Source organism: Actinomadura sp. HBU206391 (genome assembly GCF_014323665.1).
Taxonomy (GTDB): domain Bacteria; phylum Actinomycetota; class Actinomycetes; order Streptosporangiales; family Streptosporangiaceae; genus Actinomadura_C.
Genome location: NZ_JABVEB010000016.1, coordinates 44,095 through 67,384 on the forward strand (window position 1 = coordinate 44,095; position 23,290 = coordinate 67,384).

The 23,290-nt window shown below is 70.9% G+C and carries 24 protein-coding genes and 1 tRNA gene; 11 read left to right on the forward strand and 14 right to left on the reverse strand.

What is annotated here, in order from left to right:
- Window positions 1-29: 29 nt before the first annotated feature.
- A complete protein-coding gene (locus HKK72_RS09360; protein ID WP_187233883.1) occupies window positions 30-1,310 on the forward strand; it encodes an MFS transporter in 1,281 nt (426 codons plus the stop codon).
- A 165-nt stretch (window positions 1,311-1,475) separates the two neighbouring features.
- Window positions 1,476-2,627, forward strand: coding sequence for an acyl-CoA dehydrogenase family protein (locus tag HKK72_RS09365; protein WP_187233915.1), 1,152 nt, complete (start codon window positions 1,476-1,478; stop codon window positions 2,625-2,627).
- A 431-nt stretch (window positions 2,628-3,058) separates the two neighbouring features.
- On the opposite strand, the gene HKK72_RS09370 is transcribed toward HKK72_RS09365, so the two are convergent.
- The gene (locus tag HKK72_RS09370; protein WP_187233884.1) at window positions 3,059-3,220 is read right to left on the reverse strand and encodes a hypothetical protein; all 162 of its coding nucleotides are present in this window, start codon (window positions 3,218-3,220) and stop codon (window positions 3,059-3,061) included.
- Between the two features lie 219 nt (window positions 3,221-3,439).
- Between HKK72_RS09370 and HKK72_RS09375 the strand changes: the two genes are divergently transcribed.
- Together HKK72_RS09375 and HKK72_RS09380 are read left to right on the forward strand one after the other, a co-directional pair.
- Window positions 3,440-4,264 carry an alpha/beta fold hydrolase gene (locus HKK72_RS09375; RefSeq protein WP_187233885.1) on the forward strand — a complete coding sequence of 275 codons (825 nt, stop codon included), beginning with the start codon at window positions 3,440-3,442 and terminating at the stop codon, window positions 4,262-4,264.
- Between the two features lie 237 nt (window positions 4,265-4,501).
- The gene (locus tag HKK72_RS09380) at window positions 4,502-5,611 is read left to right on the forward strand and encodes a nitronate monooxygenase (RefSeq protein WP_187233886.1); all 1,110 of its coding nucleotides are present in this window, start codon (window positions 4,502-4,504) and stop codon (window positions 5,609-5,611) included.
- Between the two features lie 92 nt (window positions 5,612-5,703).
- On the opposite strand, the gene HKK72_RS09385 is transcribed toward HKK72_RS09380, so the two are convergent.
- The 8 genes from HKK72_RS09385 to HKK72_RS09420 form a co-directional block, all read right to left on the reverse strand.
- A complete protein-coding gene (locus HKK72_RS09385) occupies window positions 5,704-6,261 on the reverse strand; it encodes a Clp protease N-terminal domain-containing protein (protein ID WP_187233887.1) in 558 nt (185 codons plus the stop codon).
- 2 nt (window positions 6,262-6,263) lie between these two features.
- Entirely contained in the window at window positions 6,264-6,494 is a 231-nt protein-coding gene (locus HKK72_RS09390; protein ID WP_187233888.1) for an RNA polymerase subunit sigma-70, read from the reverse strand.
- Window positions 6,495-6,734: 240 nt separating this feature from the next.
- Window positions 6,735-7,436, reverse strand: a complete 702-nt coding sequence (locus tag HKK72_RS09395) for a dienelactone hydrolase family protein (RefSeq protein ID WP_187233889.1) — start codon at window positions 7,434-7,436, stop codon at window positions 6,735-6,737.
- A 198-nt stretch (window positions 7,437-7,634) separates the two neighbouring features.
- Entirely contained in the window at window positions 7,635-8,249 is a 615-nt protein-coding gene (locus HKK72_RS09400; RefSeq protein WP_187233890.1) for an HDIG domain-containing metalloprotein, read from the reverse strand.
- Between the two features lie 185 nt (window positions 8,250-8,434).
- Window positions 8,435-10,705 (reverse strand): ABC transporter permease, encoded by a 2,271-nt coding sequence (locus tag HKK72_RS09405; protein ID WP_187233891.1) that lies wholly within the window; start codon window positions 10,703-10,705, stop codon window positions 8,435-8,437.
- Complete coding sequence (locus tag HKK72_RS09410; protein WP_187233892.1) at window positions 10,702-11,427, reverse strand: ABC transporter ATP-binding protein; 726 nt, start codon at window positions 11,425-11,427, stop codon at window positions 10,702-10,704. Before HKK72_RS09410 ends, HKK72_RS09405 begins: the two co-directional genes overlap by 4 nt.
- A complete protein-coding gene (locus HKK72_RS09415; protein ID WP_187233893.1) occupies window positions 11,424-11,948 on the reverse strand; it encodes a PadR family transcriptional regulator in 525 nt (174 codons plus the stop codon). The genes HKK72_RS09410 and HKK72_RS09415 overlap by 4 nt, the downstream gene beginning before the upstream one ends.
- Before the next feature lie 108 nt (window positions 11,949-12,056).
- The gene (locus tag HKK72_RS09420; RefSeq protein ID WP_187233894.1) at window positions 12,057-12,614 is read right to left on the reverse strand and encodes a GNAT family N-acetyltransferase; all 558 of its coding nucleotides are present in this window, start codon (window positions 12,612-12,614) and stop codon (window positions 12,057-12,059) included.
- A gap of 103 nt (window positions 12,615-12,717) precedes the next feature.
- Here HKK72_RS09420 and HKK72_RS09425 point away from each other — a divergent pair, with 103 nt between their 5' ends.
- From HKK72_RS09425 to HKK72_RS09440, 4 genes are all read left to right on the forward strand, one after another.
- Window positions 12,718-13,347 carry a TetR/AcrR family transcriptional regulator gene (locus HKK72_RS09425; RefSeq protein ID WP_261986678.1) on the forward strand — a complete coding sequence of 210 codons (630 nt, stop codon included), beginning with the start codon at window positions 12,718-12,720 and terminating at the stop codon, window positions 13,345-13,347.
- A complete protein-coding gene (locus tag HKK72_RS09430) occupies window positions 13,344-13,658 on the forward strand; it encodes a DUF6069 family protein (RefSeq protein ID WP_187233895.1) in 315 nt (104 codons plus the stop codon). The genes HKK72_RS09425 and HKK72_RS09430 overlap by 4 nt, the downstream gene beginning before the upstream one ends.
- 26 nt (window positions 13,659-13,684) lie before the next feature.
- Window positions 13,685-14,671 (forward strand): zinc-binding dehydrogenase, encoded by a 987-nt coding sequence (locus tag HKK72_RS09435; RefSeq protein ID WP_315987161.1) that lies wholly within the window; start codon window positions 13,685-13,687, stop codon window positions 14,669-14,671.
- 89 nt (window positions 14,672-14,760) lie between these two features.
- A tRNA-Lys gene (locus HKK72_RS09440) sits at window positions 14,761-14,836 on the forward strand.
- A gap of 360 nt (window positions 14,837-15,196) precedes the next feature.
- On the opposite strand, the gene HKK72_RS40775 is transcribed toward HKK72_RS09440, so the two are convergent.
- From HKK72_RS40775 to HKK72_RS09450, 3 genes are all read right to left on the reverse strand, one after another.
- The gene (locus HKK72_RS40775; protein WP_261986679.1) at window positions 15,197-15,331 is read right to left on the reverse strand and encodes a hypothetical protein; all 135 of its coding nucleotides are present in this window, start codon (window positions 15,329-15,331) and stop codon (window positions 15,197-15,199) included.
- A gap of 233 nt (window positions 15,332-15,564) precedes the next feature.
- Complete coding sequence (locus tag HKK72_RS09445; protein ID WP_187233896.1) at window positions 15,565-16,206, reverse strand: response regulator; 642 nt, start codon at window positions 16,204-16,206, stop codon at window positions 15,565-15,567.
- The gene (locus HKK72_RS09450) at window positions 16,194-17,465 is read right to left on the reverse strand and encodes a sensor histidine kinase (protein ID WP_187233897.1); all 1,272 of its coding nucleotides are present in this window, start codon (window positions 17,463-17,465) and stop codon (window positions 16,194-16,196) included. The genes HKK72_RS09445 and HKK72_RS09450 overlap by 13 nt, the downstream gene beginning before the upstream one ends.
- A gap of 133 nt (window positions 17,466-17,598) precedes the next feature.
- Between HKK72_RS09450 and HKK72_RS09455 the strand changes: the two genes are divergently transcribed.
- Complete coding sequence (locus tag HKK72_RS09455; RefSeq protein ID WP_187233898.1) at window positions 17,599-18,372, forward strand: ABC transporter ATP-binding protein; 774 nt, start codon at window positions 17,599-17,601, stop codon at window positions 18,370-18,372.
- Entirely contained in the window at window positions 18,369-20,867 is a 2,499-nt protein-coding gene (locus tag HKK72_RS09460) for an ABC transporter permease (protein WP_187233899.1), read from the forward strand. Before HKK72_RS09455 ends, HKK72_RS09460 begins: the two co-directional genes overlap by 4 nt.
- Before the next feature lie 88 nt (window positions 20,868-20,955).
- Here HKK72_RS09460 and HKK72_RS09465 read toward each other — a convergent pair whose 3' ends face one another.
- Window positions 20,956-21,207 carry a hypothetical protein gene (locus tag HKK72_RS09465; RefSeq protein ID WP_187233900.1) on the reverse strand — a complete coding sequence of 84 codons (252 nt, stop codon included), beginning with the start codon at window positions 21,205-21,207 and terminating at the stop codon, window positions 20,956-20,958.
- Window positions 21,208-21,805: 598 nt separating this feature from the next.
- Window positions 21,806-22,645, reverse strand: coding sequence for an Arm DNA-binding domain-containing protein (locus tag HKK72_RS09470; RefSeq protein ID WP_187233901.1), 840 nt, complete (start codon window positions 22,643-22,645; stop codon window positions 21,806-21,808).
- A 348-nt stretch (window positions 22,646-22,993) separates the two neighbouring features.
- Between HKK72_RS09470 and HKK72_RS09475 the strand changes: the two genes are divergently transcribed.
- Window positions 22,994-23,278 (forward strand): hypothetical protein, encoded by a 285-nt coding sequence (locus tag HKK72_RS09475; RefSeq protein ID WP_187233902.1) that lies wholly within the window; start codon window positions 22,994-22,996, stop codon window positions 23,276-23,278.
- Window positions 23,279-23,290: the final 12 nt, after the last annotated feature.

Below are 23,290 nucleotides of genomic sequence, written 5' to 3' on the forward strand. Positions count from 1 at the left end.
CACGGGGCGGATGTGGAGTGGGAGCAGATGTGGCCGGAAGGCATCGGCGACCGCCGGAGGAACGGGCGACCTACCGTGAGGTGTTCGCCGTAGGTGAGTTCCGCGCGCTGTGGGCCGCTTCGGCGCTGTCGGGCATCGGCGACCAACTCGCCCAGGTCGCCCTCGCCGTCCTGGTCTACTACCGCACGGGCTCGCCGCTGCTCACGGCGGTCACCTATGCGCTGACCTACCTGCCGCCCATCGTGGGCGGGCCGATCCTGTCGGGGCTGGCCGACCTGTTCCCGCGCCGTACGGTCATGGTGGTCTGTGACCTGCTGCGCGCCGGGCTGCTCGGGCTGATGGCGCTCAAGAGCATGCCGTTCCCCGCACTGTGCGCGCTCGTCTTCGTCAGTGTGCTGCTGGGCGCCCCGTTCACCGCCGCGCGTGCCGCCCTGCTACCCGACATATTGAAGGGGGACAGGTACGTCGCCGGTACGGCGATCAACAACATCACGCACCAGACCACGCAGGTCATCGGCTTCCTCGTGGGTGGGGCGATCGTCGCCACGCTCGGCACCCAGCAGGCCCTCGCGATCGACGCCATCACGTTCGCCGTGTCGGCGGTGATCCTGCTGGCCGGGGTCGAGCGCAGGCCCGCGCCGGCCGGCGACGCCCAGGACGAGTCGATCTCGCTGTGGCGCAACACGCGCGACGGGGCCCGGCTGGTGTTCGGCGACCCGACCCTGCGCGCGCTGGTGTCGTTCGCCTGGCTGTGCGGGTTCTACATCATTCCCGAGGGCCTGGCAGCGCCGTACGCCAATACGTTCGGCGGGAGCCCGGTGGTGGTCGGGCTGCTCATGTCGGCGATGCCCGTCGGCATGATCATCGGGGTCTTCCTGTTCAGCCGGTTCGTCCGGCCGTCGGATCGCATCCGCTCCATGGGATGGCTGTCGATGCTCGCCTGTGCGCCGTTGATCGGTTCGGGCCTGCATCCGCCGCTGTGGGGGGTGCTGATCCTCTGGGCGCTGTCCGGCGCCGGCAGCGCGTATCAGCTCGCCGCCAATGCCGCGTTCGTGGCCGCCGTGCCCCCGTCCGGGCGCGGGCAGGCGTTCGGGCTGGCGCAGTCGGGCATTCTGGCCGGCCAGGGCATCGGCATCCTGCTCGCCGGCGCGGCCGCACAGGTGCTCGGCCCCGAGGCCGTGGTCGCGCTGGCCGGGGTCGCGGGCCTTTCGGCGGCGAGTATCCTCACCCTCACCTGGACCCAGGTGCGGGTCGACGTCATCGCCTCGACCCAGTCGGACCATCCGGAACCCGAGGTCGCGGTCGGCTGACCGACCCGTGTCCTCTGCCGTGACGTCGCTCCGGTACGCAGATGACGATCAATGATCGGGCGACGCCTGCATACCTCGACCCTTGATCGTCATCTGTGTCTACTGGGCCGCCGGGTGACGAACGTACGCTGGGCTCCCGGCTCGAACGAGAGGACCTGGAGCGTCATGGACCTGCTGCGCATCGACGATCAGTTCACCGACGAAGAGCGGATGATCAGAGACACCGCGCGGGAGTTCGCCGCCTCACGAGTGGAGCCGCATGTCGCGGACTGGTTCGAGCGGGGCACCTTTCCCGTGCGCGAGCTCGCCCCTGAGCTGGGCAAGCTGGGCTTGCTCGGCATGCACCTGACCGGATACGGGTGTGCCGGTGCGGGCGCGGTCGCGTACGGCATCGCGTGCCGGGAGCTGGAGGCCGCCGACTCGGGCCTGCGCAGTTTCGTGTCGGTGCAGGGGTCGCTCGCGATGACCGCGATCCACAAGTACGGGTCGGAGGAGCAGAAGCGGGAATGGCTGCCCCGCATGGCGGCCGGTGAGGCACTCGGCTGCTTCGCGCTGACCGAGCCGGATCGCGGCTCCGACCCCGGCTCGATGCTGACGCGCGCGCGGCGGGACGGCTCCGACTGGGTCCTGAACGGCACGAAGATGTGGATCACGAACGGGTCCGTCGCGGACGTGGCCGTCGTCTGGGCCAGGACCGAAGAAGGCGTCCGTGGATTCCTCGTCCCCGCCGGGACACCCGGGTTCACGGCCTCGGAGATCCACCGGAAGCTGTCGCTGCGGGCCTCGATCACCTCGGAACTCGTGCTCGACGACGTACGCCTGCCCGCCGACGCGATGCTGCCCGAGGCGGCGGGCCTGCGCGGGCCGCTCGGCTGCCTGTCCGAGGCGCGGTACGGCATCATCTGGGGCGCCGTCGGGGCCGGCCGGTCCTGCTATGAGGCGGCGGTGTCGTACGCCAAGAGCCGTGAGCAGTTCGGCAGGCCCATCGGGGCCTTCCAGCTCACCCAGGAGAAGCTGGCGTGGATGGAGGTCGAACTCGGCCGCGCCGGGCTGGTGGCGCTGCACGTGGGCCGGCTCAATGAGGCGGGCCAGGTCACGCCGCAGCAGGTCTCGTTCGGCAAGCTCGCCAACGTCCGGGCGGCCCTGGACGTGGCCCGGCAGGCGCGTACGGTGCTCGGCGCCAACGGCATCACGCTGGAGTATCCGGTCATCCGTCACATGAACAACCTTGAGTCGGTCCTGACCTATGAGGGCACCCAGGAGATCCACACGCTGGTACTGGGCGAGGCCATCACGGGTCTGTCCGCTTATCGCTGAGCGGGCCCGCCGCTTCTCGTCCGGTCGGGGCCTCCGGCCCGGGGCTGTGGGGGTCGCACGGATGCGAAACGCCCCGGGCCGGAGGGTTCTGGATGTCAAGGTGCCGAAGGCCGCCCGGACGCCCTCGGCGGCGGCGTCGACAGGGTGGCCTCGGTCATGCCGCCCGCCGGCGTCATGCCGTTCCCGTGCGTGACGACTCTTCCTGAAGATTCCGTCCGGAGTCGTCTACCAGGCAGTACAGGCATGACTGCACGGAGGCATGGGTCAGCGGTGCATCGCCGATACGCCGGAATGCCGATATGCCGGGAATGCCGATGCGCCGGAATCGGAGTGCGATGACGGGAGCATGTGGACGGGGCGCCCGGTGAAATCCGGCTACGTCGAGCGGGCCCGCCGAACGCCGGCGACGTACCTGTTCGGCGGGCCGGTGATCACCCGAAACTCGCCTTGGACGCCACCGCGGCGATCATGATCAATACCATGAGGATCACGACCGCGTAGACCCATGGCGGGTCTTTCCGGCGGTGGCCACGGGCACCCCGGCGCTTGGCGGTCTTGTGGTGTTTGCGCTTGTGCGGCCGGACCCCCGGCATGCGCTCCTCCTCGGACGCGAATCGGCTGAGTCCCTGACAGCCCTGACCGCCCAGACGGTACGGGGACGAGGCGCAGAACGGTCCAGCCGTTTGGCGTAGCCGTCCTAGTGCCGTCCTGCCGATCCTCGATGCGCACTTGTACGATCGTGGTGTATAGGCTAATGTCATTAGCTGTAGGGCTAGATGTTGTAGCTAGCGACTGACGGCACGGAGCGCGCCATGAGCGACACGAAGTTCCTCGACCTTCCGGGCGGTCGTATCGCCTACGACGACATGGGCGAGGGCCCACTCATCGTCTGCACCTCTGCCATGCTCGATCTGCGCTCCGAGCTGCGCTTCCTCACCCCGCTGCTGGTCGAGGCCGGCTTTCGGGTGGTGACGCTGGACCAGCGCGGCATGGGCGAGAGCAGCGGTCAGTGGCCGGAGTACGGCAGTACGCCACTTGCCCACGATCTCATCGCGCTGATCCGGCACCTCGACGCCGGACCCGCGATCGTCTACGGCACGTCCAACGGCGCGGCCGCCGGCGTCTACGCCAATGCCGAGGCGCCAGAACTGATCCGCGGGCTCGTGCTCGCCGCTCCGTTCGTCCGCGACGGTGAGCAGCCGTTCGTCCAACGCATGCTCATGAACGTCGCGCGGATCAACGCGATCGCGCTTCCGATGTACCTGTCGTACTACCCGAAGTGGGAGCCCAAGCGGCCCGCGGACTTCGATGAGCACGTGGCGAAACTGAAGGCCAACCTCAAACAGCGCGACCGCCGTGGCGTCATCAAGAGCTACATGCTGGAGCAGTCGCACGCAGAGGCCGAGGCGCGACTCGACAGGGTCACCGCGCCTGCGCTGGTCATCATGGGCACCGGGGACATCGACTGGCCGGACCCGGTCGCCGAGGCGAAATGGGTCGTCGAGCGGCTGTCCGCGGAGCTGGTACTGCTGGACGGCGCGGGGCATCACCCGCACGTCGAGTACCCGGCCGAGATCGCCGAGGCGGTCGTCGCGTTCGCCGGCCGGCTCGACGCGCGGCTCGAGCCCGACGCCTGAGGCCCGCCCGAGGCCTGAGCCTGAGGCCCGAGGCGGCACTGAATGTCGCCGACGTCGTCGCGAGATCGCGTCGGCCGTGGCCCGACCTCCCCGCCCGCGGCGACCCGGGGCGATGCGAGCAAGGACACAGGGGTGCACGGGCACCGAGCCGCCGGCGCTTCCTAGGCTGGGGATCGGGTGAGTCTTCGCCGGCGTACCGCTCAGAGGTGCGTTCCGGCGTGCCGCGAGGAGGCCAAGATGTCCGTTCGGTTCGGTGAACTCTGCGAGCATCCGATCGTGCAGGCGCCGATGGCCGGGGGAGCGTCCGGCCCGGCGCTGGCCGCCGCCGTCTCGAACGCCGGCGGCCTGGGGTTCCTCGCGGCCGGCTACAAGACCGCCGCGCACATGCGGCGAGAGATCGACGAGACACGGGCCCTCACGTCGCGGCCGTTCGGCGTGAACCTCTTCGTGCCCTCGCTCGACCCCGTCGACGCCGGGGCCGTGGCCGCCTACCGGGACCGGCTGGCCCCCGAGGCGGCCCGGCTGGGCGTCGCACTCGGAGAGCCGGCCGGGGGAGATGACGACTGGGACGCCAAGGTCGCCGACCTGCTGACCGACCCGCCCGCGGTCGTCAGTTTCACTTTCGGCTGCCCCGGCGCCGACGTCATCACCGCTCTGCGTGATCGCGGTGCGCTGGTAGTCGTCACCGTGACCTCCGTCGCGGAGGCCAGTGCGGCCTCGGACGCGGACGCTCTGTGCGTACAGGGGCCGGAGGCCGGTGCGCATCAGGGATCGTTCGACAACACCGCGCGGCTGAGCGATCCGAGCCGGGCCGAGGCCGCGGGAGCCGACCGGATCGCCGCAGACGCCGTGCGGGGAGGCACGGGTGAGAAGGGCGGCGGCGAGGGTCCGGAGGGCCTGCGCGCTCTGCTGCCGGCCGTACGGGAGGTCACCGACCAGCCGCTCATCGCGGCCGGCGGCCTGGGGCACGGTGGCCATGTCGCCGAGGTTCTCGCGCTCGGTGCCCAGGCCGCTCAGCTGGGCACCGCGTTCCTGCGCTCACTTGAGAGCGGTGCCAACCAGGTGCACAAGGACGCGCTCGCGGATCCGCGGTTCTCCGCGACGGCACTGACCAGGGCGTTCAGCGGCCGGCCGGCCCGTGGACTGGTCAACCGCTTCCTGGCACTGCACAGCGCGTACGCGCCCGCCGCCTACCCCCACGTGAACGACCTGACCTCGCCGCTGCGCAGAGCCGCCGCGGCGAAAGGCGACGCCGACACGGTGGCGCTGTGGGCGGGCACGTCCTTCCGACTCGCCTCGGAGGCCCCCGCCGCCGAGATCGTCGCCCGGTTCGTCGCGGCCGGGTAGCCGACCGCGGCATGGACCGGAGGAGCCGTACGTTGCGGTGGGGGCGCGCCCGGCTGGTCCGGTGAGCCGGGCGCCGTCGGGTGAGCCTCGCCTCAGGCGGCGTGGGCTCGGAGCAGTGTGGTCGTCGTGGTCCGCAGCGCGTCGAGATCGACCTCGGAGTCCCGCAGCACCTGTAGTGCCAGGTTGTCGTCGCCGGTGGCACGGAGCAGGCCGAGAAGCATGTGCCCGCTGCGGATGTGCTTCTGCTTGAGCGCGATGGCCGAGCGCATCGACAGCTCCAGGCACTTCTTCGCCTGGGGCGTGAACGGGACATGGCCCTTGGTCCTGTGGCCGATGTCGAGGGCACCCTCCCCGAAGGTGGCCTCGACGGTGCGGCGCACCTCATCGAGGTCGATGCCGATGCTCGCGAGGGCCTGGCCGTCGATGGGGCCCGAGGACTGGTCGGCCCACGCGAGGCGACGGACCCGCGCCCGCAGGTCGTTCAGGCGCAGCCCGTGTTCACGCAGGGCGTCGCCTCCGGCGCCGTCCTCGTCCTTGGCGAGCGCCAGCAGCAGATGCACGCTGCCCACGCGGTCGTGCCCGAGGGCCCGAGCCTCTTCCTGGGCCACGATGACCACCTGGCGGGCGTCCTGGCCGAACCTTTCGAACATCCTCAGCGCTCCCTTCCGAGTGCGCACGTGCGCGCGTGCTTCTTGTGGACTGCCTGCCGGCTCACTCCGAGTACCGCGGCGATCTCCTGCCATGACCATCCGAGCTCACGGGCGTTGCTCACCTGCAGCGACTCCAGTCGCTCCGTGAGGTCGCTCAGTGCTCGTACGGCCCTCAGCCCGATCGCCGGGTCCCGGCTGCTCGCGTCCTGCGCGAGCTGCACCCCTTCGTTCATGGTGTCAACATAGGTTGACGAGAGGGCTCGTGTCAACCCACGTTGACACGATGGCCACGGGTCGACCAGGGCGAGCACGCGGAACCGCGTGCCGTGCAACAGGTGCGCGCGCAACGCGACGGCGCCGCCGAAGTCATGTCCGACGACCAGGGGTTCGGTCAGCCGCCAGTGCGCGAGGAGCTCGCTGAGGACTCTTCCCTGAGCCGCCTACAGTCGTGCGGAGCCGTAGAAAGGTGGCGACTATACGGGCAGGTGCCGGGCGAGGAATGTCTCGGTCAGCGCCCACGCGCGGGCGGCCGGCTCGGGCTGATGGAACATCGCCGACTTGCGGTTGTGGAACGCGTGGCCCCCGTCCTCCTGAACATGGATCTCCACGTTCGGCAGGCCGGCCACCGCCTGCTCCACCATCGCGACCTGCTCGCGGGGGATGTACGGGTCGGAGCCGCCGAAGTGGAACTGCACCGGGCATCCGATGTCGGGGAGCAGGTTCAGGCTGTCGGGCACTCCGGAACCGTAGAACGACACCAGCGCGCCGAGTGTGGTCTTCGCGGCGAGCAGGTAGGCCATCGTCCCGCCCAGGCAGAAACCGAGGGCGCCGACTCCGGCGGACAGCTCGGGCAGCCCGGCCAGGTGGTCCAACGCCGCCGCCAGGTCGGCGACGCCCGTCTCCACCTCGAAGCGGGAGGACATCTCCACCGCCTGCGTCAGCCCCTCTTCACCGGCGGGTGCCACATAGCCCGGCTCGAGCCGCCAGAACAGGTCGGGTGCCGCGACCACATAGCCGAGCGCCGCGAGGTCCTCGGCGACTTCGCGGATGTACGGCCCGAGCCCGAAGATCTCCTGGACCAGCAGCAGACCCGGTCCGCGTCCGCTCTCGGGGAGCCAGATCGGCAGATCGAACGTTCCGTCCTCGACCGTCACCGATTCCGTACGAGTTGACATTCCGTACCTCCTTGCCCCAAAGGGTGTCTGGCTGCCCGTGATCGCCAAGGTTCTCATGAACCGCGTCACGGCCATCGGCCAACGCCGTACGCGACCGAATGATCAGGCTCGCGGTCGCGTGCCGCGGCGGACGCGCCCGTCGTTCAAGGCCCGACGTTCAGCGCCGTCGTTCAGGGCCCGTCGCTCAGGGCCCGTCGTTCAGCGCGGCCGATCGGAAGGGGGCGCGGGCAGAGCATGGCGGGCTTGGAAGGCCAGGCGGGCGTCGGCGCCGGCCGCGATGCGGCCGGCGATGTCGTCGAGCACGAGGAACGCCTCCCAGGGCTCCTGCCCGGACGCGGCCGTGAGGTGCCCGATGACCAGCTCCTCCAGATCGATCACCCGCTTGCCCTTCCAGACCTTGTCCGCCATCGAGACCAGCAGGTCATCGACGGTGACGCCTGGAGCCGTCCACGCCGCGTGCGTACGGGCGAAGCGGGCCAGGTGCTCCTCGACGCCTTGCGAGCGGAGCAGCTCGTACCCGGTCTGCTCGTGCGCCGACCCGGGACCGGACAGCTCCGCGTCGTGCACCGACTTGCCGATGTCGTGAGTGGCCGCGCCGAACAGCACGGCCTCCCGGTCGCAGTGCAGTGAGGGGTAATGCGGTTCGAGCGCGCGGACCAGTTCCCACGCCGTGTCGTGTACGGCGCGCAGGTGGGCCGCGAGCCGGGGTGAGGCGGCGAGCGTCTCCAGCAGCGCGCACACTCGCGCCGGCAGTGGGCGCAGGGGTGGATCGCTCGGATCGCTCATCGCGTGGGCGAGCGCGGCGGATGCCATGCGGGGAACGGTAGCCGCCGATCGGGCGCCGTGTAGCGGCCTTGGCGGCCGGACCGGCGGCGGCCTTTGCGGACAGCGGCGAGCCGGCCCTCCGTCCGGTCGAGGTCGCCATCGCCGTCGGGCCGCTGAACGGCCGGATGCCGGCGCGGCCTTCGGCCGCACCGGCACCATGTCGCCGGTCGTGGTCATTCGTTCCTGGCGGTCTCGGGTCCGGTGATCCGCTTGAGCAGAGGGAGGGTGCAGGCGATGACCCCCAGCGAAGCGGCGAGCCCGGCGCCGACGGTGATGTAGTACTCGGCTCCCGGCGGCCGGAGCGAATAGTGCATCTGCGACTCGAGGAACAGCGCCGCCGCCAGGAACCCCGCACCCGCCGCCACCACGGCGTTGACGAGGAGCGGGGCCGCGCTCTCCAAGGCGACGACCCGGCGGAGCATGCCGAGCGGGACCCCGGCCAGCCGCAGCAGACTGAAGGGGCGTTTGCGGTCGTTCAGCCCGGCGACCACGCTCACCGCCAGGCCGCAGCCGGCGATGCACAGACTGACGAGCATGACGACGTTGGCCAGTTGCTGGTACCCGGCCATCTCCTTGGCCATCCCCGACTGCGCGAGGTGCTCGGACCAGGTGGCGGCCGGCCTCTGCCCGGGAAAGTCGACCGCGAGAGCGGTTCGCACCCGTTCGAGCACCGACTTCGACCCATTCGTTCCGATGACGATCGTCTGTACCGGGAGGCCCTGGAGCCGTTCGGACGAGATGGGGGCGGTAGGCCAGCCCGAGGCCTCCGGTGTGTCGCCCGGCGAAATGTCCAGGGCGAAGTGCGCCGGGATCGATACCACGTCCGCTCCGGCGGGGCAGCGGCCGAGAAGCGGAACGCCGGCCGTCTCCCGGCATGACATCAGCCCGGCAACGATCGGCCGGGGGCCGCCGACGGAGACGGTGGTACCCAGCGGGTTCGTGTGGATCATCGTCACGCCGTGGACGCCCGGGATCGAGCGCAGCCCGGCGAGGACCGATTCCGGGACGGGGCCGACGGACGATCTCGGCACCCCCGGAACCTCCGTCCAGCCCCGCGAGTAGTCGGCCACCAGCGTGCTCCGCTGCACGGCGTTTCCACGTGGGGTGCTGCGTTCGGCGACCATGGTGGTCATCACGCCGACGGCCGTGCTGGTGACGAACAGGGCGAGGACCAGCCCGCTGATCGCGCGGAAGCCGGTACGCGGATCGTCCGACAGCCGTCGCGCGGCGATGAGCGTCGCGGGCCGGTTGCTGCGACGGGCCATGATGCGAGCACCGACCATGGTCAGCCACGGCCCGGCGACGACCAGTCCGACCATCATCAGCAGGATGCCGGTGAGGTACGCCTGGGTCTGGCCGCTGGTGCTCTCGGGGCGCCTGCCGACGAAATAGGCGAGTTCGGCGATGCCGGCGACCAGCGGGATGAGCCGGTACGCCCGGGGAGCGCGCGGGGTGACGCGTCGGCTGACTCCGAGCGGAGAGATCCGCACTCGTCGGAGCGCGATCCGTGCCGCGATCGCGGCCGCCACCGGAACGCCGGCCGCGACGAACAGGACGTCCACCGGTCGGAGCGACAGGTCGCTCGGGTAGAACGGCTCGCCCGTGAAAGGGACCCCCGCCAGCGGCACCCGAAGCAGGAAGAACACGCCGAAGCCGGCGACCGTGCCCACGACGGCGGCCAGGGTCGACTCGACGGCCGATACGACCGACACCTGCCGGGGCGTCGCACCGACCAGGCGCATCGCGGCGAACCGCTGCTCCCGACGGGCAGCGGCGAGCCGGGTCGCCGTGGCGATGAAGACCAGCACAGGGAAGAGCAGCGCCGCCGACGTGACGGAGAGGATGAGGGTCATGGCGTCGGCGTTAAGGCCGACGATGCAGTCGGCGCAGTTGCCGGGGGTCAGTGTCGCGATGGTGCTGATCCGCACCGCACCGGGCACGCGCGACAGCTCGTCGGCGGAGTGACCGACGATGACGATCAGGGAGTCCGGGCTCGGCAGTCCCGAGATGCCGATCTCGCCGATCTGGGTCCCGGGAAAGCGGCCGCCGAACTCGGCGGCAGGCTCCGACCGGAGCAGCGCGCTGAGCGCGGGTGAGGCGTAGAACTGCTCGGGACCGGGCAGCCGTGAGATCCCCGGCGGGACAGGAGACTGCGGGCCGGTGGCGGCGACGTCGACCCGCGTGATGCTCTCGCCGTCGTAGAGGTCGGTTCCGAGCGTGCCCCACAACGGATCAGGCGATGCCTTGGCATCGGGGGACGTGGCGGCGGGCGCCCCTGAGTTGAGCCATGCGTACCGCGCGTTCTGCGCATTGACGCCGTTGATGCTCGCCAGCGTGACCAGGAGCAGGCCGACGCCCAGTGCCACGGCGGCCGCGGTGACGACGAGGCGGACGGCCGCCTCCCTGCCGCCGCGCAGGGTGAGCCGAAGACCAAAGCTGATCATGAACTCACCTGGGCGGCCGCCGAGAACGAGCTCACCTTTCCGTCGCGGACGATGACCTCACGGTCGGCGTAGGCCGCCACGCGGGGCTCATGGGTGACCACGATGACGGTGGTGCCCTGCTCGCGGGCGGCCGCGACCAGCAGGTCCATGACCTGCTCGCCGGTGAGCGAGTCGAGCGATCCGGTCGGCTCGTCCGCGAACAGGATCTCCGGCCGCGCGACCAGGCCGCGGGCGAGCGCGACCCGCTGGGCCTGGCCCCCGGACAGCTCCCCGGACCGGCGCTTCTCCAGCCCGTCCAGGCCGAGTCGTTCCAACCACGTGCCGGCTTCCTTCAGTGCCGCCGCCCGGCGGGTGCCGCCGAGCAGCAGGGGCAGCGCGACGTTCTCCTCGGCGGTCAGCTCGGGGACGAGCTGACCGAACTGGAAGACGAACCCGAACCGGTCCCGGCGCAGGGTGCTGCGTTCCGTCTCGCCCATGGTGTCGATCCGGCGCCCGGCGAACCGGATCTCGCCGGCGTCGGGCGTCAGGATCCCGGCGAGGCAGTGCAGCAGAGTCGTCTTACCCGAGCCGCTCGGGCCCATGATGGCCACGATCTCTCCGGCGGCCACCGACAGGCTGGCGCCCCGGAGTGCGGGTGTCCGGCCGAACGACAAGGCGACGTCGCGCGCCTCGGTGAGGAAGCTCGGGGAGCCGGCTTCGGCGGGAACCTCGGCGCCGCTCATGACCGCACCGCCTCGGCCAGAGCGTCGAGCCGGGCCACGGTGAGGTCGATCCACCGCAGATCGGATTCCAGATGGAACAGGCCGTGGTCGGCCAAGAGCGCATCGACCAGGCCGCCCTCCCGCCTGAGCTCGGTCAGTTCGCGCATCCGCTGCAGATGCGCGGCGCGCTGGGCGTCGAGGTAGTGCTCCGCGTCACGTCCCAGCATCAGCGCCAGCACCACCTTCGAGAACAGCACCGTCTGCAGGTGCGGCTCGGCTTCGACCGGCTCGGTCAGCCAGGCCTCGAACTCGGTGGCCCCGGTGTCGGTGATGACGTAGCGCTTACGGTCGGGCCCCGCGCCGGCCGCCGTCTCGGCCACCACCACCTTGCCATCGCGAGCCAGGCGGCTGAGGGTCGAGTAGACCTGGCCGAACGGGAGCGGCTTGCCGCGGCCGAAGAAGGCGTCGTAGTCGCGTTTGAGGTCATAGCCATGGCTCGGCTCTCGTTCGAGCAGGCCGAGCAAGGTGAGGGGAACGCTCATGAGGCAGACAATACACTCGGTGTATACCCTGAGTCTATACACCCGGTTTCCGCGCATTCCAGGTGTCCGGCCGCAGGTGCGATGACGGCCGATCGGCGTTTTCGCAGGTCAGTCCGCTCGCCACTCCGTTTCGAGCATCGCGTAGACCACCTCGTCGGCCCATTCGCCCTTCACGAACTCGTTCTGAACGAAATGGGCTTCGCGTCGCATGCCGAGGCGCTCAAGGACCCGTCCGGACGCGGTGTTGCGCGCGTCGATGCGGCCGATGATGCGGTGCAGGCCGAGATCTTCGAAGCCCAGCCGCAGCATCACGCGCGTGGCCTCCGTGGCGTACCCGCGGCCGCCGTGGTCGGGGTGGAAGAGATAGCCGACCTCGCCCTGCCGGTGCGCACGGCTTCGCCAGAAGAGAATGACCTCACCGATGACCTGGCCGGTCTCCGCCAGTTCCACCGCGAGGGACAGGTTGCCGCCCTCGTCGGTCAGGGTCACGGCCTGCGTCTTCTGGTCGAGCGCCTCCCTCACCTCGTCACGGTCACGCGGCCCGAAATAGAGGTAGCGCGTGACCTCGGGCCGGGACTGCAGGTCGTACAGGGCGTCGAGGTCGGCGGGGGTGTACGGCCGCAGGATGAGCCGTGCCGTCTTGAGCGGATAGGCGGGTCTGAGCACCGGTCGATCGTATGCAGGTCAGGCCGTTCAAGCGGGATCGGGTGGGTGTGCGGCGCCTTGAAGAGATTGACGGAGTGAGTACTCACTCCGTACTCTCGGCCGTATGGAAACCACACCCACCCGGCGGCGCGCGCCGGGAATGAGCGCAGAGCAACGGCGAACGATGATCGTGGCGGCGGCGCTCCCGCTCGTCGCCGAGCACGGCACGACGGTCACCACCAGCCAGATCGCCAAGGCGGCCGGCATCGGCGAGGCGACGATCTTCCGCGTGTTCACCGACAAGGAGGAGCTCCTCGACGCCTGCGTGGTCGAGGCACTACGCCCCGACCACGTGCTGGACGGCATCGCCGCGATCCCGCTGGACCAGCCGCTGGCCGATCGGCTGGCCGAGGCGGCCGAGACGATGCAGGCGTTCCTGACCCGGATGGGCACCGTCCTCGGTGCCCTGCACGCGACTGGACGCCACACACGAGGCCGCCCCGAGGGAGCGCCCGCCCCCGGACTGAACCGCGACGCCGGGATCGAACAGACCCGGGAAGCGCTGGCCGACCTGTTCGAACCCGAACGCGACTCGCTGCGGTTGCCGCCCGAGCGGCTGGCCGCGCTGTTCCAGCACCTGATGTTCGCCGGCATGCGCCGCGTGCCGGGCACGGCCGAATCGGGCGTGGACACCGAGGCCCTCATCGACGTGTTCCTGCACGGAGCCCTGACCGGCCCCGGGGAGGCTCGTTGAGCGCCCTGTCGACCGGCCCTTCGAGCGGATCGTCGGCCGGCCGTTCGACAGCGGCCGTGCGCGAACGCGGAGCCGCGTACCGGCGAAAGGCCCGTGCCCTCGCGGTGCTCGCCTCGGTGGCCGCGCCCGTCGCCATCTGGCTCCTCGCCGTCCCCCTCTTGGGCAACCGCCTGCACGTACCGGATCAACCGGGGGAGGAGCCCCTGGACGTCGGCCTGCCACCAGTGATCGTCATCGCGCTGGCCGCCGCGCTGTCGGGATGGGCACTGCTCGCGTCATCGAACCGGCCGTGCGCAGGCGAGCCGGTTTGACCTCAACTCTGCTCGAGGTTGCAGGCTTGATCACTGAACCGACCGAGAAGAGGGGCGTCATGAGAGCGGTGTGGTTGAAGGAGTTCGGTGGGCCGGAGGTTCTCGTCGCCGCTGACACGGCGGAACCGGTGGCCGGTCCCGGGCAGGCGTTGATCGAGGTGGAGTTCGCCAATATCACCTTCATCGAGACCCAGATCAGGAGTGGTCACGGCCCCTTCAAGGTGGAACTGCCCATGATCCTCGGCAACGGCGTCGGCGGCGTCGTGTCCTCGGTCGGCGCGGAGGCCGACGCGGGCCTGGTCGGTCGGCGGGTGGTGGCCGGCCTCGGCGGCTCGGGCGGTTATGCCGAACGCGCCGCGGTGGATGTCGGCGCGCTCATCGAGGTGCCGGAGGCCGTGGAGCTCGCCGACGCGGTGGCATTGCTGGCCGACGGGCGTACTGCGACGTTGCTGGCACGGGCGGCCGGGCTGCGGGCCGGAGACCGGGTTCTTGTGGAGGCGGCGGCGGGCGGCGTGGGCACGTTGCTGGTCCAGCTCGCGGGGGCCTCCGGCGCCAGGGTGATCGGGGCGGCCGGCGGCACGCGCAAGGTCGAGCTGGTACGCGATCTGGGCGCTGAGATGGCGGTCGACTACCGCGACCCGGGCTGGCCGGACCGGGTGCGTGAGACGGTCGGCGGGGTCGACGTCGTCTTCGACGGCGTCGGCGGCGCCATCAGCCGGGAAGCCTTCGAACTGCTCGACCGAGGCGGACGGATGCTGAGCTACGGACTCGCGAGCGGAGCGTGGGCGGCCATCTCCGACGAGGCGGCAGTCGAGCGCGGAGTGACGATCCTGCGGGGAGCGGGCGGGACGCCCGAAGAGCTGCGCGCGCTCACGGCCGGCGCACTCGCCGAGGCGGCGGCCGGCCGGTTGCGCCCGGTGATCGGGCAGCGGTTCCCCTTGGACCGGGCGGCCGACGCGCACGAGGCCATCCAGTCACGGGCGACCGTGGGCAAGACGCTGCTGGAGGTGTGATGACCCGATGAACGCGGCTCCGGCCACTCGATCACATGCCGGATACCGCGGTGCGAACATGCCGGTGATCTCGGTACTCTTCTGTCTGCGGGCCGTTAGCTCAATTGGCAGAGCTCCGGACTTTTAATCCGTCGGTTCTGGGTTCGAGTCCCAGGCGGCCCACCACGTCTGACCTGCTCAGACGCGCTCAGCGAGACGCGTTGACGATCATGCCTGGGGCCGAGATGGGGCCATCCTGGGGCCGGAGCTTCGGGCGTCGGACGGCGCGGCACTCCTCGTAGTCCTCATACGGCCATGGTGCACCGCCTCAGCAACCTGGACCTGCACAGCCAGGGACATGACGGCATCGGCCGTTGAGCTGGCTCGTGTCGCCGTCCGTCCTGGGCATGGGCGCCCGGTTCGGCCCTTGCTGATGATCGGTTGATCATTCCATGGCTGGGCCTTGACGGAGTGTGCCCGGTCGATGAATTCGGCTACGCCCGTCGATCGCCGTTGGGGCCGAGTAAGCGCCCCTTGGCGTACGGGTCAGCGGTCGCGGAGTACCCGCAGGATCGTCGCCCGGCGGGATGCGTCGTCGGCCCAGGTGATGCCCACAGTGAGCGGGCTCAGCGCCTCGTAGGCGGCCGTGCGGGAGTCAGACCACAGTGCGCCAAGCAGCACTTTAACTGCAGCGGTCTCCGGACACCGATCCCGCAATCCCTGCTCCGATCATCGACCTCACTGGCAAGCGGATCAAACGAAGACCCGTCCTCGGTGGCCTCATCAACGAATACGAGGCCGCCTAGATCGATCAGCAGACCCGCAGGTCAAGGCCGCGATCCTATTTTCGTGCGGCACAGGTGCGGGTGCCCGGCGTCGTGGACCTGGAACGCGAACGCGTGCTGCAGCAGCGGTCATTGCTGGTTGAGGTATGTCAGCGCGGCGACGACCCGACGGTGCCGGGTGTCGTCCGCGAGGAGGCCCAGCTTGAGGAAGATGTTCCGCACGTGCTTGAGCACTGCCGCCTCGGTCACGTGCAGGGCGGCGGCGATCTCACGGTTGCCGTCTCCGCGGGCGATCAGCTCGAGCACTTCCCGTTCGCGCTCCGTCAGCGCCTCCAGAGGGCTCTTGCGTCGCCGGATCAGCGCCGTCACGACCTCCTGGTCGAGCACGGTCCCCCCCGCCGCCACCCGCCGCAGGCTCTCGACGAAGTCCGCCACTGCGCCGACTCGCTCCTTGAGCAGATAGCCGATGCCACCGGCGTCGTCGGCGAGCAGATCGCCGACGAAGCGGGTCTCCACGTGCGCCGAGAGCACGACCACCGGGAACCCAGGCTGGCGTCGCCGGAGGTCGACCGCGGCCTGGATTCCTTCGTTCGTCCAGGTCGGCGGCATGCGCACGTCCACGATCGCCAGGTCCGCCCGCTGATCGAGCACCGTGGCGGCGAAGCCCACGACGTCGGCGCTCGCCGCGACGACCTCGATACCCTCAGGGCCGAGCAGGGACACCAGCCCCTCGCGCAGGAGCGTGTCGTCCTCGGCGATCACAGCTCGCACGGCAGTCCCATCCGTATCGTCGTCGGTCCGCCACTCGGGCTCGACAGGTCCAGCCAACCACCCAGCGCTTGGAGCCGGGCCGCCATGCCCGACAACCCGGTCCCGCCGGACGGTGCTGCCCCGCCACGACCGTTGTCGGTCACGACGACCAGCACCTCAGGACCACGATCGCCGTCCTCCCAGCGGAGCTGCACGTCGGCCTCCGTCGCCCCGCTGTGCTTGACGACGTTGGTCAGGGCCTCGGCGATCGAGAAGTAGAGCGCGGCATCGACGGCGGCGGCCGTCGGGGCCGGGCGGTCGACGTGCAGGCGGGTGGGGACGGGGGACAGGTCCGCCAGCGCACCGATGGCCGGGACGAGCCCCTCCTCGGCGAGCACCGGCGGGTAGATGCCGCGGATGACCCTGCGCATCTCGGTGAGGGCGTCCGATGCGGCCGACTGGGCCTTCGCCAAGGACGGGCCGGGGTCATCGCGGCCGGTCTCGAGCTGGCGCTGGGCCATGCCGACGTACATCGTCACGGCCACGAGGCGGTTCTGGGCCGCATCGTGCAGATCGCGCTCGATGCGTCGCAGCTCTGCGGTGTGGGCCGAGACGGCTGACCGACGACGGACCTGCTCCAGCTGCGCGCGCAGCACCAGCTCCTGCTGCCGGGTCGGGGACAGGAGGCGAGCCGTCGAGGCGGCGTCGATGCGGGCCACGACGGGCGCCATCAGCCACACCCCCAGGCCGACCAGGGCGATGGCGAGCGAGGCCAGCGCGTCCCACCACGACGTCAGGGCGAAGAAGGATTCGGCCGGCTTGCTGGCGGGGAACGCCCACCAGAAGAGGGCGATCAGTGCCGAGTTGATCGAGATCAGGGGCAGGACCACGGCGAACAGGGCGAGCGGGACCCCTGAGACCACCCGCAGCGCCGCCGTGAGCAGGTCGCGCAGCAGCGCGCCCCCGTCGGCATGGGCCCGGACGGCCGAGCGTCCGGGGGTGCCGGCCGGTGGGTACGGGGAGGCGACCGGCCTGCGGAGCAGGTGTCCGGCGCGCGAGCGTTCGTGATCGGCCCAGCGGCGTACGGCCGAGGACGCGGGCCGGGCGAGGACCAGTCCGATCCCGACGACCGACAGCAGGGCGGTCGCCACGACGACCACCAGCGTCACGAGGGCGGTGAGGCTGCTGACGGCGTCCCCGGCCAGGCGCCGGACGGCGCGCGCCTGCCGGATCATCGCGTTGACGGGCCGGTTGTCGCGGCTGTCATGGCCCCTGCTCACGCCGACCATCGTACGGTCTCGGGCACCCGTCGCCGTGGGCCCGGGACGCCTCGCCGGGGTAGTGGCAGCGCTACCTCCCAACGGAGTGTCCAAGGGATGGTGGGGGTCGCGCGGCGAGCCCAGAGTTGTCGTCATGAAGCAGGGAACACCACAGTCCACGGCGCCCGCGGACGCGCCGCCTCGCCCCGTCGTCGTCCGAGGCGTGAGCAAGACGTACGGCAGTGGCCGGGCGAAGGTATCGGCGCTCAGCGCGATCGACCTGACCGTGGAGCCGGGGAAGTTCACGGCGATCATGGGTCCGTCCGGCTCGGGCAAGACGACGCTGCTGAACTGCCTGCTCGGGCTGGAGCGGCCCGACTCCGGCACGATCCACCTCGGCGGGCAGGAGATCAGCCGCCTGAGCGAGACCGAACTGGCCGTGCTGCGTCGCTCGCGCATCGGCGTCGTGTTCCAGGCCTTCAACCTGATCCCGGCGTTGTCGGCCGCCGACAACATCTCGCTGCCGCTGCGGCTCGCGGGAGAGCCGATCGATCCCCGGGTCGTGCAGGAGCTCGCCACGGCGGTCGGCGTCGGCGACACCCTGGCGCGCCGCCCGGCTGCGCTCTCGGGCGGTCAGCAACAGCGCGTGGCCATCGCCCGAGCCCTCATTACCCGCCCCGAGCTGGTCGTGGCCGACGAGCCGACCGGCTCGCTGGACACCGCGTCGGCCGAGGCGGTCCTGACGTTGTTGCGGTCGATCGTGGACGAGCTCGGCCAGCAGGTGCTGCTGGTCACCCACGACCCGTCCGCTGCCGCGGTGGCGGATCGGGTCATCTTCCTGGCCGACGGCCGCTGGCACGACGAGGTGTCCGGGGGGTCCGCGGCTGACATCGCGGCTCATCTGGCGCGGCTGGGGCGCCGGGCATGAAAGACATCGCACGGCTGACCCGGCGGGGCCGGCGAGGGCAGATCGCCGCCGTCTTCACGACCGTCCTGTTCTCGGCGATCCTGCTGGGCGCGCTCGGCCTGCTGTTCGAGACCGGACTGCGGGGGCAGGTCAGCACGGGAGAGTACGCCAAGGCGCCGGTCCTGATCGGGGCTCCGCAGTCGGTGCCTGTGAAGGAGGATGTCGACATCGCCGTGCCCGGCCGCGCGCTGCTCCCGGAGGCGCTGGTCGACGAGGTCACCCGGACGGTGCCGGATGCGCGAGTCGTCGTCGACCAGGTCCTGCCGGCGATGCTGGCCGGTCGGGACCCCGTCCCGGCCACGGCTCATCCTGGCGAAGCCCTGGCCCTCGGCGACAGGACCGTCGTGGCGGGGACGACGCCCCGGTCGGCCGGTGAGGTCGTGCTCCCCCGTGGCCTGGCCGCCGACCGGTCCGTCGACCTCGGCGACGCGGTCGACATCGCCTTCGGGGGTGAGGCCCGCCGGTTCACGATCGTGGGCCTGACCTCCGCCGACGACACCGGCGTCGACGCCGCCGACGTCTACCTCACCGGCGACGACATCGGCCGCAACAGCGCGCGCGACGACCAGGTCGCGGCGATCGGGGTGTGGCCCGGCGGTGAGGGCGCTCGCGGATTGGGGGAGCTGGTCGATCGTCACGGCGCCGTGGTCTGGGACGAGGGGCAGCGAGGAGAACTCGAGGTCGTGCGCCAGGGCCAGGCCAAGGCGACGCTCACCTCTGCCGCCGGCGCGTTCGGCGGGCTCACAGTCATCGTGACGCTCTTCACCGTGATGGCCCTGACGTCGCTCCATGTGCGGGAGCGTTCCCGCGAGCTCGCGATGCTGCGCGTGGTCGGTGCCACGTCCAGGCAGGTCCGCAAGCTGCTGCTCGGCGAGATCCGGCGCGTCGCGCTCGTGGCGGGGATCATCGGCGGTGTGGGTGGCCCCCTCCTGGGGGCGGGCATGGTCGGCGTCGGTCGCTGGAGCGGGACGCTGCCCGCAGGCCTCGATCCGGTCGTGGGCTTGCTGCCCGTCGTCATCCCGGTCGTGGTGGCCGTGCTGGCCGCCGAGGCGTCGGTGCGGATCGCGGCCCGCCGGGTGGTCGGGCGCGGCAGCCCGCTGCCCGGCCTGCGGGGTGGCGACGAGGCATCGGGTCCGTCCAGCGGCCGGACCCGGCTCGCCGCCGGGCTGGCGGTCCTGGCGCTCGGGATCGCGATGGCAGCCGCACCCTGGGCGTTCTCGGGTGACGGGGCCACGGGGCTCAGTGGTCTGTCGAGCCTGGTGATCGCCTTGTCGATCGGGCCGCTGAGCCCGTGGGTCGTACGTTCGGCGGCGCGGATCGTGCAGGGACCGGCGACGCGCGGCGCGACGCAGTACCTCGCGTTGAGCAACGTCCGGCTGCGAGCGGCGCGGGTGGGCGGTGTGCTGGCTCCGGCAGTCCTCGGCGTCACGCTCAGCTGCACCCAGCTCTTCGTCGGCGCTTCGGCGGGAGCCGTCGCGAGCGACCAGGTCGATGCCGGGCGGCGAGCAGATCTCGTTGTGACGGCCGGTCCCAGCGGGATCGACCGCTCGACGGCGGAGAAGGTCGCCGAGACCCCCGGGATCCGCTCGGTCGACCAGGTCGCGGCCGGCACCGTCGTCGTGCGCGGACCGGCTGACGACAGCGCGTGGCAGGTGCTGCCGGTCCTCGGGGCCGACGGCGACGGCCTCGCGCGATATGCCGACCTCGACCCTCGGGGAGGCGGCCCGCTGGTCCTCGCGCCTGACGAGATCGCCCTGGGCGTGCAAGGCGCGGACCTTCTCTATGCCGAGATCGGTGACCAGGTCACCGTGGTGCTGGGCGACGGCCGCACGATCGACCGTCGGGTCGCGACCATCTATCGGCGCGGGCTGGGCTTCGGCGAGGTGGTGCTCCCACTCGCGGATGTCCGGAGCGCCACGGCGTCCGGGCAGGCGACCGCCCTGGTGGTCACCCTGTCGCGCGACACGACGGAGCAGCAGGGCGCGAGTCGCGTCGCCGAGCGGCTTCGGGACCACCCGGGCGTGGAGGTCGTGCGGTCGCCGGTCGTGTCCGATCCCGAGGCATCGGTGGGCGACCCGGCGTCGTTCCAGGTGGTCCTGCTGGTGATCCTCTGGGGCTACATCGCGATCGCGGTGGTGAGCTCGCTCGTGGTCGGCAACCTCGCCCGACGGGGCGAGCTGACGCTCCTGCACGCGGTGGGAGCGACACCGGCGCAGCGACGACGGGTGGGCCGGTGGGAGGCGGCGTTCGTCGCTGGGACGGCGTGCGTCGTCGGCATGGCGGCAGCGGTTCCCGGCGCCTCCGGGCTGGTGTACGCGCTGAGCAACGGGGACCGCGCGATCCCGGCGATCGCCCTCGGTGGCCTGCTCCTCGTGGTCGTACTGACGTCCGCGCTCGTGCTCGGAGCCGGCGAGCTGTCCGCCCGGTCGTTCAGGACGCGGTCACCGCGTTCGTGACCGCCGAGCCCCGCGGCTGCCCGCAGGCACCTACAGCACTTCCCCGTCCGGATCCGCGCCCGGCGGCGGCGCGACATCGGAGCTCTTGTCAATCGCGGCGTGGAGCTCCGACCGCGACCACCGCCTCGATCGATTTCCACAACTGCTCGACGGTGATGTTCTCGCCGAACTCGGTCGCCTCGAACAACACCTCCAAGGCGTCATCGACAGCCCTGCCCTCCAGCTGCCGCACCGCAGCCAGCATCGTGGCCAGCCGGCGTTCAGCCGGGTGCCGCTTCAACGCCGGAGCCTTCCCCGACAACCCGTACCGGGCCGGCATCAGTGCCGCGCTCACCGTCATCGACCCGCGCTGGCCATGGCGTAGGGATGCCGAGCTCGTCGCCTGTACAGGGCGAAGCGGCCCGCTGGCTTCAAGGTCGACGGACTATTCGGCCGAGGGTATCGACAAGCAAAACGTCGGTGAGGTTTTCGGCCATCCATAGCGTCATGCATGGCTCATGGCCGTGGTCGCTCGGTGGTTGCTCGTATGCCATGGAACGCAGCAGCACGACGCGGCACGATCCGGCATCGGAAACGGCGGAGTCGCGGATGAACCGGCACAGGCCGATAGCAAGAGTGCCTGTCCGGTGTGCATGGAGCGGCTTTTAATCCGTCGGTTCTGGGTTCGAGTCCCAGGCGGCCCACCACGTCTGACCTGCTCAGACGCGCTCAGCGAGACGCGTTGACGATCATGCCTGGGGCCGGATGGGGCCATCCTGGGGCCGGAGCTCCGGGCGTCGGACGGCGCGGCGGTCCGCGACGTACTCTCACCACGTGGGTTCCGCGGCCGCGGCAGGGTCGCATGCGCATCCGGGCGTCGCTCGGCGCCGGACGCGGCGGTGGTGGTGTTCAGTTGGCCTTTCGGCTGAGACGGTTCGAACGGGGAGCAGATGCTCTGATCAAGCTGCGGCACGGCGGCCCACGGGGCTTGCGGCGGTTCGCCGTTTGCGTCTTGATGGTCGTCGGTGCCGCTTGGTGCCTGGCACGCGCCACCCTGCCTGGAGCACGTGGGTGGCGGTCTTCTCGGCAGCGGTTTGGGCGACCTGCGGCAGGACGCTGGTGTAGGTGTCGGCGCGCAGCCCGGCCGCTTCACCGCGCCGAAGTCCCCGCAACGCGATCAGGTGGTAGGCCGCATACAGCCGGTGCCCTCGGATGGCGTGCAGGAACGCGGCGGTCTGCTCCGCCGTCCAGACCGCCACTGCGGGACGTTCTCCCGTATGTGCCCAGTGCTCCACCCGGGCGGCGGTCCACACCACCGCACGCGGGCGCGGCGCTGCCGGTAGTACTGCCAGCGCTGCCGGGTTGGTGTCGATGAGTCCCTCCCGGGCAGCGGCGTTCAGCGCGCTCCGCAGCGTCGCCCGGATTCTGTTCAAGGTCGCCGCTCTGATCGGCCGGCCCGTCTTCTCGTGCTCGTAGGCGATCGCGGTGAACATCTCCTGCACTCGCGTGACCGACAGCTCCCCCAGCAGCAGTTGCCCCAGCTGCGGCTCGAGGTACAAGCGGATGTGACCGGCATACCCCGCGACCGTCGACACCGCGCCCCGATGCGCCCGCAGCCAGCGCGCCAGCCACTCGCCCACCGTGACCGCCCTGCCCGTCGGGCCGCGCAGCCGGGACAACGCCTCCTCCGCATCCTTACGGGTGACAAAGCCACCCCGCCGCACTCGCCGACGCCGGCCATCCACCCCGGCCCCCAACTCCAGCCGCAGGTACCAACTGCCGTGACTTCGCTCGGCCACCAGCCGCGGGCACCTGTTGCCCACGGCCCGGCCGAACCGCGGATCCTCACAGCCACACCGCCGGTACACGCCACCGGCACTCCTCATAGTCCTGGGGCGAATGCCCAGGTCACAAGGTGCGGACGATGGAGTCTTCCCCATCCGGTCCGCGGGCTGGTGACGGTCCGTCGCCGCGTCCCTCGCGTCGCTCGTTCGGCCCGGAGTGCAAGCTCGGAATCGTCGCCGAGTACGAGTCAGCGCCGAATGGGAAAAGCGGCGGATCGGGATGCGCACTCGTACGAGCTGCCGCGCACCTGGCATCCTCGGAACATGGATCAGCCCGCATCCGCTCCGACGGGGGGAACCACCGTGACACGCACCGCCGGCGTGGTGCTCACGACCCTGTTCGGGATTCCGTTCCTGTTGCTGGCGTGGCAGATACTCGACAGTCGATTCAACCCCGCGTCGACCGACTATCACGGCTATGCCCTCATCTTCGGGACAGTGTTCGCCATCCCACTCGCCCTCGCGACGAGCCTCGTCGTGCCACTGATCTTTTCGCGCGGGCGGCGGAGAGTGGCCTACCGCGTGAGCGCGTTCGTCTTCGTCGTCGTCGCGGTGGGGCTGCTCGCGGCGTGGTTCACCGCAGCCTGATGGTCCGGCGGG

Excerpts from the sequence above, each read along its gene's own strand:
- HKK72_RS09365 (WP_187233915.1), top strand. The coding sequence starts at position 1,476 with ATGGACCTGCTGCGCATCGACGATCAGTTCACCGACGAAGAGCGGATG.
- HKK72_RS09380 (WP_187233886.1), top strand. The coding sequence starts at position 4,502 with ATGTCCGTTCGGTTCGGTGAACTCTGCGAGCATCCGATCGTGCAGGCG.
- HKK72_RS09425 (WP_261986678.1), top strand. The coding sequence starts at position 12,718 with ATGGAAACCACACCCACCCGGCGGCGCGCGCCGGGAATGAGCGCAGAG.
- HKK72_RS09395 (WP_187233889.1), bottom strand. The coding sequence starts at position 7,436 with ATGTCAACTCGTACGGAATCGGTGACGGTCGAGGACGGAACGTTCGAT.
- HKK72_RS09415 (WP_187233893.1), bottom strand. The coding sequence starts at position 11,948 with ATGAGCGTTCCCCTCACCTTGCTCGGCCTGCTCGAACGAGAGCCGAGC.
- HKK72_RS09400 (WP_187233890.1), bottom strand. The coding sequence starts at position 8,249 with ATGGCATCCGCCGCGCTCGCCCACGCGATGAGCGATCCGAGCGATCCA.
- HKK72_RS09390 (WP_187233888.1), bottom strand. The coding sequence starts at position 6,494 with ATGAACGAAGGGGTGCAGCTCGCGCAGGACGCGAGCAGCCGGGACCCG.
- HKK72_RS09460 (WP_187233899.1), top strand. The coding sequence starts at position 18,369 with ATGAAAGACATCGCACGGCTGACCCGGCGGGGCCGGCGAGGGCAGATC.
- HKK72_RS09455 (WP_187233898.1), top strand. The coding sequence starts at position 17,599 with ATGAAGCAGGGAACACCACAGTCCACGGCGCCCGCGGACGCGCCGCCT.
- HKK72_RS09385 (WP_187233887.1), bottom strand. The coding sequence starts at position 6,261 with ATGTTCGAAAGGTTCGGCCAGGACGCCCGCCAGGTGGTCATCGTGGCC.
- HKK72_RS09465 (WP_187233900.1), bottom strand. The coding sequence starts at position 21,207 with ATGACGGTGAGCGCGGCACTGATGCCGGCCCGGTACGGGTTGTCGGGG.
- HKK72_RS09370 (WP_187233884.1), bottom strand. The coding sequence starts at position 3,220 with ATGCCGGGGGTCCGGCCGCACAAGCGCAAACACCACAAGACCGCCAAG.
- HKK72_RS09410 (WP_187233892.1), bottom strand. The coding sequence starts at position 11,427 with ATGAGCGGCGCCGAGGTTCCCGCCGAAGCCGGCTCCCCGAGCTTCCTC.
- HKK72_RS09405 (WP_187233891.1), bottom strand. The coding sequence starts at position 10,705 with ATGATCAGCTTTGGTCTTCGGCTCACCCTGCGCGGCGGCAGGGAGGCG.
- HKK72_RS09375 (WP_187233885.1), top strand. The coding sequence starts at position 3,440 with ATGAGCGACACGAAGTTCCTCGACCTTCCGGGCGGTCGTATCGCCTAC.